7 protein-coding genes are annotated in these 9,972 nt (G+C 36.9%); 4 read left to right on the plus strand and 3 right to left on the minus strand.

Features of this window, described 5'->3' with window-relative positions; all coding sequences use genetic code 11:
- Position 1: 1 nt before the first annotated feature.
- From recB to gloB, 3 genes are read left to right on the plus strand one after another with little or no spacing between them, the layout of a single operon-like run.
- Complete coding sequence (recB, locus tag ACXPAV_RS04335) at positions 2-3,601, plus strand: exodeoxyribonuclease V subunit beta (protein WP_458004170.1); 3,600 nt, start codon at positions 2-4, stop codon at positions 3,599-3,601.
- Positions 3,598-5,526, plus strand: a complete 1,929-nt coding sequence (gene recD / locus ACXPAV_RS04340) for an exodeoxyribonuclease V subunit alpha (protein ID WP_458004171.1) — start codon at positions 3,598-3,600, stop codon at positions 5,524-5,526. Before recB ends, recD begins: the two co-directional genes overlap by 4 nt.
- Positions 5,527-5,530: 4 nt before the next feature.
- Entirely contained in the window at positions 5,531-6,229 is a 699-nt protein-coding gene (gloB, locus tag ACXPAV_RS04345) for a hydroxyacylglutathione hydrolase (protein WP_458004172.1), read from the plus strand.
- Between the two features lie 38 nt (positions 6,230-6,267).
- On the opposite strand, the gene ACXPAV_RS04350 is transcribed toward gloB, so the two are convergent.
- Complete coding sequence (locus ACXPAV_RS04350) at positions 6,268-7,359, minus strand: ElyC/SanA/YdcF family protein (protein WP_458004173.1); 1,092 nt, start codon at positions 7,357-7,359, stop codon at positions 6,268-6,270.
- 253 nt (positions 7,360-7,612) lie between these two features.
- Entirely contained in the window at positions 7,613-8,575 is a 963-nt protein-coding gene (prmB, locus tag ACXPAV_RS04355) for a 50S ribosomal protein L3 N(5)-glutamine methyltransferase (protein ID WP_458004174.1), read from the minus strand.
- Between the two features lie 102 nt (positions 8,576-8,677).
- Here prmB and smrB point away from each other — a divergent pair, with 102 nt between their 5' ends.
- Positions 8,678-9,202: an endonuclease SmrB gene (smrB, locus tag ACXPAV_RS04360; RefSeq protein ID WP_285099052.1), complete on the plus strand. Its 525-nt coding sequence runs from the start codon at positions 8,678-8,680 to the stop codon at positions 9,200-9,202.
- An 18-nt stretch (positions 9,203-9,220) separates the two neighbouring features.
- Here smrB and ACXPAV_RS04365 read toward each other — a convergent pair whose 3' ends face one another.
- Complete coding sequence (locus ACXPAV_RS04365; RefSeq protein WP_458004175.1) at positions 9,221-9,967, minus strand: hypothetical protein; 747 nt, start codon at positions 9,965-9,967, stop codon at positions 9,221-9,223.
- Positions 9,968-9,972 lie beyond the last annotated feature (5 nt).

A 9,972-nucleotide genomic window follows, 5' to 3' on the forward strand; every position in this document is an offset into this window, starting at 1 on the left:
AATGAATACGCCACTAAATGTGATTACATTACCTTTAGCACAGAATAATATTATTGAAGCTTCTGCCGGCACAGGTAAAACTTATACGATGGTTACGCTCTATTTGCGTTTATTGTTACAGGCGGGCGAGAATAATTTTCCTACGCCGTTGGATATTGAGCAGATTTTAGTGGTAACGTTCACTCGGGATGCGACACGGGAATTGCGTCAACGCATTCGTGAAAGAACCCAATCGTGGTTAAAATTATTGGAGAGTTATCAGCAAAATCGTGATAAAAGTGAAATTAAGGATAATGAGCTGCTGGCATTATTGCCTTATCTGGAAGATCACTTAGCGCTTGCGATTCAACGTTTATCTTTTGCTTGTGAATATATTGATAAAGCAGCAATTTTTACTATTCACGGCTTTTGCCAGCGTATTTTGCGCCAATATGCTTTTGATTCAGGTTTAGGTTTTAAATTTGAGTTGTTAGAACAGAATCGAGAGCAATTACGGCAAGTTAATTATCAGCTATGGCGAGACAAATTTTATTCCATTTCGGCAGAACAGGCTCAAATTGTGCGTCAGGTTTTTGTTACTCCGGATAAATTGTTTCAACAGAATGAACGTCTGTTAACGGGGGAACTGCCTAAAATCAATCAAACGTTGCCGTTTACCGATATCAGTGCCGGATTGGATTATTATCAGCACCAACTACAACAGTTTCAACGGCTTGAACAACAATATTTAGCAGAGTTTATCGATTGGTTCAAACAGTATGAAGAAAACTTGAATCAGCAACGTTCAAAATCCAAAAAATTTACTGATTATTTCGATGCGGTGATCTCGGCAACGACAACGATTGAACAGAGAATTGCCCTAGCGGAAAAATTGTTGCCGATCTATTTTAAGAAAAATAAAGAAGTTGAACTGCCAGCTTTTGTGATTGAGTTTAAAAATTTTTTGCAGCAGTTTTCGCAAAATGATTTTTGTCAAAAAATGCACTACCTTTATGTGGCGGAATTACGACAACGCATTTTTGAATATCAAGATAACCATAATGAAAAGCAATTTGATGATCTGTTGCGGATGTTGCGTGATGTCCTTCAAAAACCGTCAGCCCACAAATTAATCGCTTTGATTCGCCAACAATATCCGTTTGCTATGATTGATGAGTTTCAGGATACTGATCCTGTACAGTTAGCCATTTTTTCAAAAATTTATCTACAAGCTGTAACAAATGAAACCACCACCGGATTTACCGTAATCGGCGATCCTAAACAGGCGATTTATCGCTTTCGAGGTGCGGATATTTTCACCTATTTATCGATAAAAGATAGCAATGATCAACACCAAGCTATTGAGAATATTTATACGTTACAACGTAATTATCGCTCAAGTGCTAAATTGATTGAAAGCATTAACAATTTGTTTTTAAACGCAAAAAATCCGTTTTATTTGGATGAAATTGAATTTATTCCTGTTGAAGCGGCACAACAAACGAGTGCTTTTTATGTTCAGGGGCAGGTGCAAAAAGCGTGGCAACTATTGCAATTAACACAGGATGAAAACAACGGTCTCACAATGGAGATAATGGCACAGGCGTTTGCTTCCCATTTGCAACAGTTATTGACGATTTCACAACAAGGAAACGCCTATTTTGGTGCTGATGGACAAGAGAAACAGGCAATTACTGCAAAGGATATTGCGATTTTGGTGCGTAATGGTAAAGAGAGCGACATTATCAGACGTGCTTTGACACAAAAAGGTATTGCTTCGGTTTATTTATCGGAGCGTTCCAATGTGTTTACCAGTGTGGCGGCAAAAGATCTTTATCGTATTTTACGTGCTTGTTTAACGCCGTTTAACGAAAGGGCGGTGTTGGCAGCTGTAGGCTGTACCTTATGGGGACTGACAGCGGATCAAATTTATCAGTTGAAACAGAATGAAACAGAGTGGGCAGCGTTGATTGAACGTTTACTGCATTATCAAACGGTGTGGCAGACACAAGGTGTGTTACCAATGCTGTATCAACTTTTCCAAGCGGAACAGATTCCGTTACGGTTGCAACAATTTGATTTCAGCGAGCGTTATTTGGTTGATTTATTGCATTTAAGTGAATTATTGCAACAAGCGATGAATCAACAACAGAATGAAGAGGCATTGCTTAATTGGTTTGAATTACAATTGAGCGGAAATAGTGATAGCGAAGAAAATCGCTTGCGTTTGGAACGGGAGCAAAATGTTGTTAGCATCATTACTATTCATAAATCGAAAGGCTTGGAATATCCACTCGTTTGTTTACCATTTATTTTAAATCCGGCTTCAAACCGCAAAGAGGCGTTTGGTTTTTATCACGATGAGCAGAAACAATTAATTTGGGATCTACACAATCAGCAACCGGAAAAAGCGGAAAGAGAAGTTAAAGCGGAAGAGATGCGTTTGCTTTATGTGGCGTTGACACGGGCGAAATATCAATTAATTGTGGGCGTACCAGCAACCTTTAATGCAATCAATAATAAATTTAGCAAATGGGATAGCAAAAAGTTAACTGCGTTGGATTATCTGTTGTTGGGCGGACAACAGAACGTTGAACAAAAAGAGGTGAGTTATGCCACATTATTGACACAAGCATTGGCAGATAATTATGAAATACAAAAGGTGACTGAAGCAGATGATATGAGATTTCAAATGAAGGCGGCAACACCAAGTCACTTATCAGCACGGCAATTTCATCAAAACATTGAAAAAAATTGGCGAGTAACCAGTTTTTCCGCTTTACAGGCGAAATTGCAAGCATTGTATGGTGAACATTTAAGCGATAATGCGCAGGATTATAGCGATAATGCGATTGAAATAGATGATGAAGAAACAGCGCCTCCGGTAATGCCGCTTTCTATTTATCCGCCACATTTTACTCCGTTTGATCTGCCGAAAGGAGCAGGAGTAGGTTCAGTACTGCACGGATTTTTAGAAAAATTGGATTTTACCCAACCGCTTAGAACTCAATCATTGCAAACTTTATGTCAGTATCTTGGTTTGGATGAACAGTGGCTTGAGCCATTACATGTTTGGTTTAGCAATATTTTGCAACAGCCATTGCCGGAAATGGGCTGTTTGGCAAATGTTGCTTCGACAGATAAATTAACGGAAATGCAGTTCTATCTCAAATTGGGTAATTTATTTAATCAACAACAGTTAAACCAAATATTAAGACAATACCATCCTTTGTATGATCAACAACATCCGGTGCAGATTGAAGAGATTCAAGGTGTTATTCGAGGGTTTGTTGATCTGGTTGTTAGACAGAATGGAAAATATTATCTAATTGATTATAAAAGTAATTTTTTAGGAGATGGTATCGAATATTATCAGCCGGATAAATTGGCAAAAGCGATCTCATCGCAACGTTACGATTTGCAATATTTGATTTACAGTTTGGCATTACATCGTTATCTGAAATGGCGTGATCCGAATTATCGCTATGAAACACATTTCGGTGGCGTGTTTTATCTGTTTTTACGTGGAATGGCGGTGCAGAATAATGCGCAAACAGGGGTTTATTTTACGAAGCCGTCTGTTGAATTGATTGAAAAATTGGATCAATTGTGGGGTGAATGATGTTGGCATTATTACAACAATTACGTGATCAAAAATTGATTGAAAATATTGATTACTATTTTGCCGATTACATCGCACGGCAAGGGCGGTTGCAAACAAAAGAGATTAATGATTTGGCTACATTATTTGCTGCATTATTAAGTTTTGCTAATCAACAAGGGCATAGTTGTCTGTTTTTGACAAAAAGTGTATTAGAAAATCCGTTCGAGTTGAAATATCAGCCGGAACAGCAGGCATTGTTGCAACAAATTGAGAATGTGCTTGTGCCTTATGATGTGAAAGCATTGTTAGCAAATTTAGTACAACATCCGGCTTTTTCGGTGAATGATCAGCAAAATACACCGATTGTATGCAAAAAAATTGGTGAAATTGATGCACTCTATTTTCATCGAATTTGGCAAGATGAACACTATGTCGCAGCACGTTTAAGCGATAGTCGATTAATTCACTATCAACAAAATGAATTGATGGATTTGAAACGAATTTTGAAAATATTATTTCCACATTCTCAGCAATCGCCAGACTGGCAGAAAATTGCGGTAGCGACGGCATTTTCATCAACAATCAGTTTTATTTCTGGTGGCCCAGGTACAGGAAAAACGACAACGGTTGCCAAATTGTTGCTTGGTTTGCAATGGTTGCAGAAAATACGCAACCAGTCTTGGCTCAATATTCGATTAGCCGCACCGACCGGAAAAGCAGCAACACGATTAACGGAATCATTACATCAGGCGATTCAAAACATTCATTTACCGCTTGATTTATCACAAACGTTGCCACAGGAAGCAGCCACCATTCACCGTTTATTGGGGATGCGTCCCAACAGCCAACCACGTTATCATCAGCAACAGCCGCTCAATATTGATGTGTTAGTGATTGATGAAGCCTCAATGATTAATTTAGCATTGATGGCAACACTGTTGCGTGGCATAAAACCGAGTACGAAATTGATCTTTTTAGGTGATAAAGATCAATTGGCTTCGGTGGAAAGCGGTGCAATTATGGCGGAATTGGGGCAATTTTTATCATTTGATTACAGCCAGCGACAAGCGACTTTTTTAGCAACAGTTTGTGAACAGCAGCTTGCATTTAGTAATGAACTGAACTTTATTCGTGACACGCTTTGTCATTTGCAACATAGCTATCGTTTTAATCAAAATACCGGAATTGGGCAGTTGGCAAAGGCGGTTAATCAACGTCAAGCTGAAGAAAGCTGGCAACTTTTTGCTGAATATAACGATATTCGTGTGCTGCCGTTATTTCGACAAGGTGAAGCAAGCAATCAACAGGTGGTGGATTTTGCGGTTCAACTTTATTCCGATTATTTTCAATTTGTACAAAGTGAAAATAATTGGCAGACGGCAGAGATTGCAAAGGCGTTTATGTTATTTAAACAAGCACGTTTGTTAAGTGCATTGCGTAACGGGCAATTCGGTGTGGAGCAGTTAAATCAACGTATTGCAGAACAGTTACGGCGTAAGAAATATATCCGTTTTCAACACGCACACGAATGGTATCTCGGTAAGCCGGTGATTGTTTTGCAAAATGATAACAACAGTCGCTTGTTTAATGGCGATATAGGTCTGGTATTACCTGATAAAAATGGTGCTCTAAAAGTTTGGTTTGAAGCAGAGCAAGGATTCCGTGAAGTGTTATCAAGCCGAGTGCCTAGTGTTGAGCCGGCTTATGTGATGACCGTACATAAATCGCAGGGTTCTGAATTTACGCGTACCGTGCTGGTATTGCCGACAGAATATAATCCGCTGTTGAGTAAAGAACTTATCTATACCGCAATTACCCGAGCGAAACAGGAGTTTACGGTATTTAGTCGGGAAACGATTTGGAAAACGGCAGTGCGAACACAAACCCAGCGTTACAGCGGTTTGGCACAGCAAATTAAACAGATTTTTAAGGAAAAGGAGTAAGAGGATGCTATTAAAGGCAATTCCGGCATTGAGTGATAACTATATTTGGTGTTACAGCAGAGATAATCAGCACGCATTAATTGTTGATCCATCAGAAGCTGAGATGGTTGAAGATTTTTTACAGCAACACCAACTTAAAATTGAAGCAATTTTAATTACTCATAATCATAGTGATCATACTGGTGGTGTAGCTGAATTGCGTAAATATTATCCGTTTGCACCGATTTATGCTCCAGCAGAAGTGGGAAATTTAGCCACACATATTGTCAGTGCCGGTATGCAACATACGCCTTATTATTCCATTCGTATTTTGGAAACCGGAGGACATACAGCAGGTCATTTAAGTTATCTGGTGGATAATTATCTCTTTTGTGGTGATACCTTATTTTCTTTGGGTTGTGGCAGGGTTTTTACAGAGGATTATCAGCAAATGTTTGCTTCCTTACAGAAAATTAAACAGCTGCCGGATGATACGATAATTTGTACCGCTCACGAATACACGTTGAGTAATTTACGCTTCGCGCAAACGGTAGAAAATAGCGATGTTCTTCAAGATTATGCGCAACAGATAGAGAAATTACGCAGAGAGCAAAAACCGACACTACCGACAACATTAGCTTTAGAAAAAGCATTAAATCCTTTTTTACGTTGTAAGAGTGTCGAAGAATTTATTGCATTACGTAAAGCAAAAGATAAGTTTTAGAGGAATGGCGGTATTAACATTCCGCCATTATTTTTGAATTAATCGTGAAGTACGCCGCTATTAAACATTGGTAATCCCAAAATGATTAAACTATCGCGATAAATACCTAAAAGTTCCTTGTCTGAAACTTTTTGTAAATCAGCAATAGGCTTATCCAGTGCTGCAACAGTTTCAATAGTTATACCTTGCGGGCCCGATTCTTTAACAGCGAGTTCAAGCAAGGTTTGACCTCGTCTGACGTGGCTACCTGAACTAATTAAAACGGTATGTTTAATATTATGGTGAGCTAAAGCATAACGGGAGAATAAGGTATTTTCGACTGTAGAACGAGCATAATTTTCTGCAAAAATTCTTTTACCTTCAATACCTTGCTTAATTAACCAATCTTTCATTAAGTTACCTTCAGTTTGATTATTTTTTGGAACGCCACCGGTCACGATAATGAGAGATTCAGGGTTTTGTTTAGCAAGTTCTAATGTTTTTTGTAATCGCTGAATGAGAACATCATTCATACTTCCATCAGGATCTAGCGCATAACCTAAAGTTATAATGGCATCATTTTGCGTTAATTTTCGATCTAATTTATCTGTAATCGGTAATTTAGTTACTTTATCAATAGTTGCAAACATTTGTTTCAATAAAGAGGCTTTTTCTGGTGCAATTTGTTCTAAATGTTTTAAATATTTTTCACTATTTTGAGGATCATTTTGATAACGATACCAACTGGATAAATACATATTTGTTTTGACATCATCCGGCGCAATATTTAATGTTTCTTTATATAATTCAATAGCTTTATCTACATTCCCGTTATAGATATTCGCATTTGCAGCACCAAGAACAAAGTCTATTCTATATGGTTCTAATTTATGGGCTGTTAATAAAATATTGGAAATTTGTTCCATATTACTTGGTAGCTTAGCGGTAAAGCCTGAGTTTGAAACTCTTGCAGGAGATTTTTGTATTTCAAGTGCTTGTTCCAATAAATTATCAACTGTTTGGCGTTGTGAGATAAGGTTTTGGTATTGTATTTGTGGCTGTAAAACTTCAACTGTTGGTGCTGATGAATAAACATTACAGGCTATAAATACAGAAAGAGTAGTTACAGTGAGTTTAAATACTTTCTTCATATTCAAGTTCCTTCTAAATATTAGTTTGATAAAGTTTTTATTATAATAAAATCATAAAGAAAAGATGTGATGATAGTCACGAAATGTAAAGCTAAAAGTAAAAAGAGAATTATATTCAGATTGATATAATGAATACTGCAACTAGCATCAGATAGGTGATTCATTGCGTTATTTGAATCGGTATAAGTTAACTATTTCTCTTGAATTATTTAACCAAAAAAGTGGGGCAAATGCCCCACTGAAATTGAAGGAATTAAAGATACTGTTTGAATTGATCTTGAATGCTGAGTAACTGTTGTTTAGTTAACATAAATACGCCGTCACCACCGTGTTTGAATTTAATCCACTCAAACGGTACGGTTGGAAATTGTTCAATTAAATGCACCATACTATTGCCTACTTCGCAAACTAATACACCGTTATCATTTAAATATTCCGGCGCGGCAGCAATAATTCTTTTCGCTAAAATTAAACCATCATTGCCAGCTTCAAGTGCTAATACCGGTTCGTGTGAAAATTCTTCGGGCATATTTGCAAGGTCTTCAGCATCAACATAAGGCGGATTGCTGACAATCAGATCATACCCCTCTTTTGGCAAATTATTGAATAAATCAGATTGCAATGGGAACACTTGATGTTCAAGGTGATGGTTGGCGATGTTGATTTCGGCAACATTCAATGCATCTAATGAAATATCGACAGCGTCAATTTCAGCATTTGGAAATTTGTTTGCACAGGCAATAGCAATACAACCACTACCAGTACACATATCTAAAATGCGTTTAGGTTCGCTACGCAATACACCAGTGAAACCGTCTTGAATTAATTCGCCTATTGGCGAACGTGGAATAATTACCCGTTCATCAACGTAAAACTGCAAACCGCAGAACCAAGCGCTACGTGTAAGATAAGCTACCGGTTTTCTCGTTTCAATTCTATCCGTGATAAGCGATAGTAATTTCTGTTTTTCTATATCGGTCAAACGTGATTGATATAGTTCAGTGGGTATATCTAATGGTAGATGAAGGGTAGAAAGTACGAGTTGTACAGCTTCATCCCACGCATTATCAAAACCGTGACCGTAAAAAATATCGGAAGCATTAAAATAGCTATACGTCCAACGCAAAAAGTCTTGAATAGTATGCAAGCTGGATAAAGGCGAATGAAGTTGAATTTCTTCAATAATATCTTGATTAAAAAGAGGTTGTTCAGTCATAAAAATCATTGTATTGCTTGAAAAAAGATATTGCAGTTATACCACATTTTCGCATTAAAGTGTATGTGTTAGAATAACTGACAACTATCAAGGAGACAGTTAATGGATAATGAAGATAAAGCTTTGTTTCGTGAGTTTGTCAAAGGAATAAAGCCCTTTAAACAGGATAAAATAACCTTTACCGCTAAACGTAAGCAAGTTATAAAACAAAAACAACAGATTAAAGAAATCCGTGAAAAAGAAGATGCGCTATTTTATTTTTCTGATGAATATGAGCCATTGCTTGATACGCAAACAATGCGCTATTTACGAGAAGGTGAAGATAGTTATGTTTTAAAACGCTTACGTCGAGGTGATTTTATTCCGGATCTTTTTTTAGATTTACACGGATTAACCAAAGAACAAGCGAAACAAGAACTGGCTTCATTAATATTAGCTTGTGAAAGAGAACATTTACCCTGCGCTTGTATTATGACAGGGTATGGCAATCATACTTTAAAAAATCAAATACCTCGCTGGTTGGTACAGCATCCAAAAGTCATCGCATTGCATTATGCTACTAAAGAATGGGGCGGAGATGCTGCTATTTTTGTACTGATTGATGTGGGTGTAGATCTAATAATGTAAATAGCCAATTTTCATTGGCTATTTATTACAAAGGGTGACACCTACTTTTTCAGTATCAATCATATTTAATGAACAAAGTCGGTTAGGGCTTAGTTGGCAAGGAAAGACAAAAAATTGCTTATTATCTCTTTCAAGAGATTTTGATAATATTAAAATATTATTATTGGTAGATAGAACATAATAAGGTTGTCCTTCAAATAAAATAGTTGCATATTCTGAAATTAAAATTGGGCTAACATATCCAACCAAAAAGGCAGAAAGAATAAAATAAATATAGACAGCTGACATTACAAGCATAGCATTTATTTTTTGCCTATTGATTATCTGTATAAGATCTTGCAGTCGAAAAGTAGAAACAGTTTTATTAAAAACGATAGAAGTTGGGATAGACAATAATAGATAAATAATAATTGGGGTGTAGTCTATCTCTTTCATAAAGAGAAACAACACAACTGCAATTGGAGATAATACGGTTGTTAGAACAATAAATAACCTTATTGATCGTACAATATCCTGTGGACAATATTTTTTAACTAAATGCAAAACATACATACCACAAGAGTAGAAAATAGTGATAATAATTGAAAAAAAGACAACATAGCCCAAACTTCGAGCAATATTTGAAGTGCCAACTTCTACCAACTCCCAAGAATAACCGTAATAATATGCTCTAGCCCAACCACAGACATAAGCAATAGACCAACCTAAACAAATTAAATATGCCATTAAAATGGAAGAATTAATAAGATGATTTAAACTTTTCAAGAATA

It is taken from the genome of Gallibacterium sp. ZY190522 (assembly GCF_054166015.1).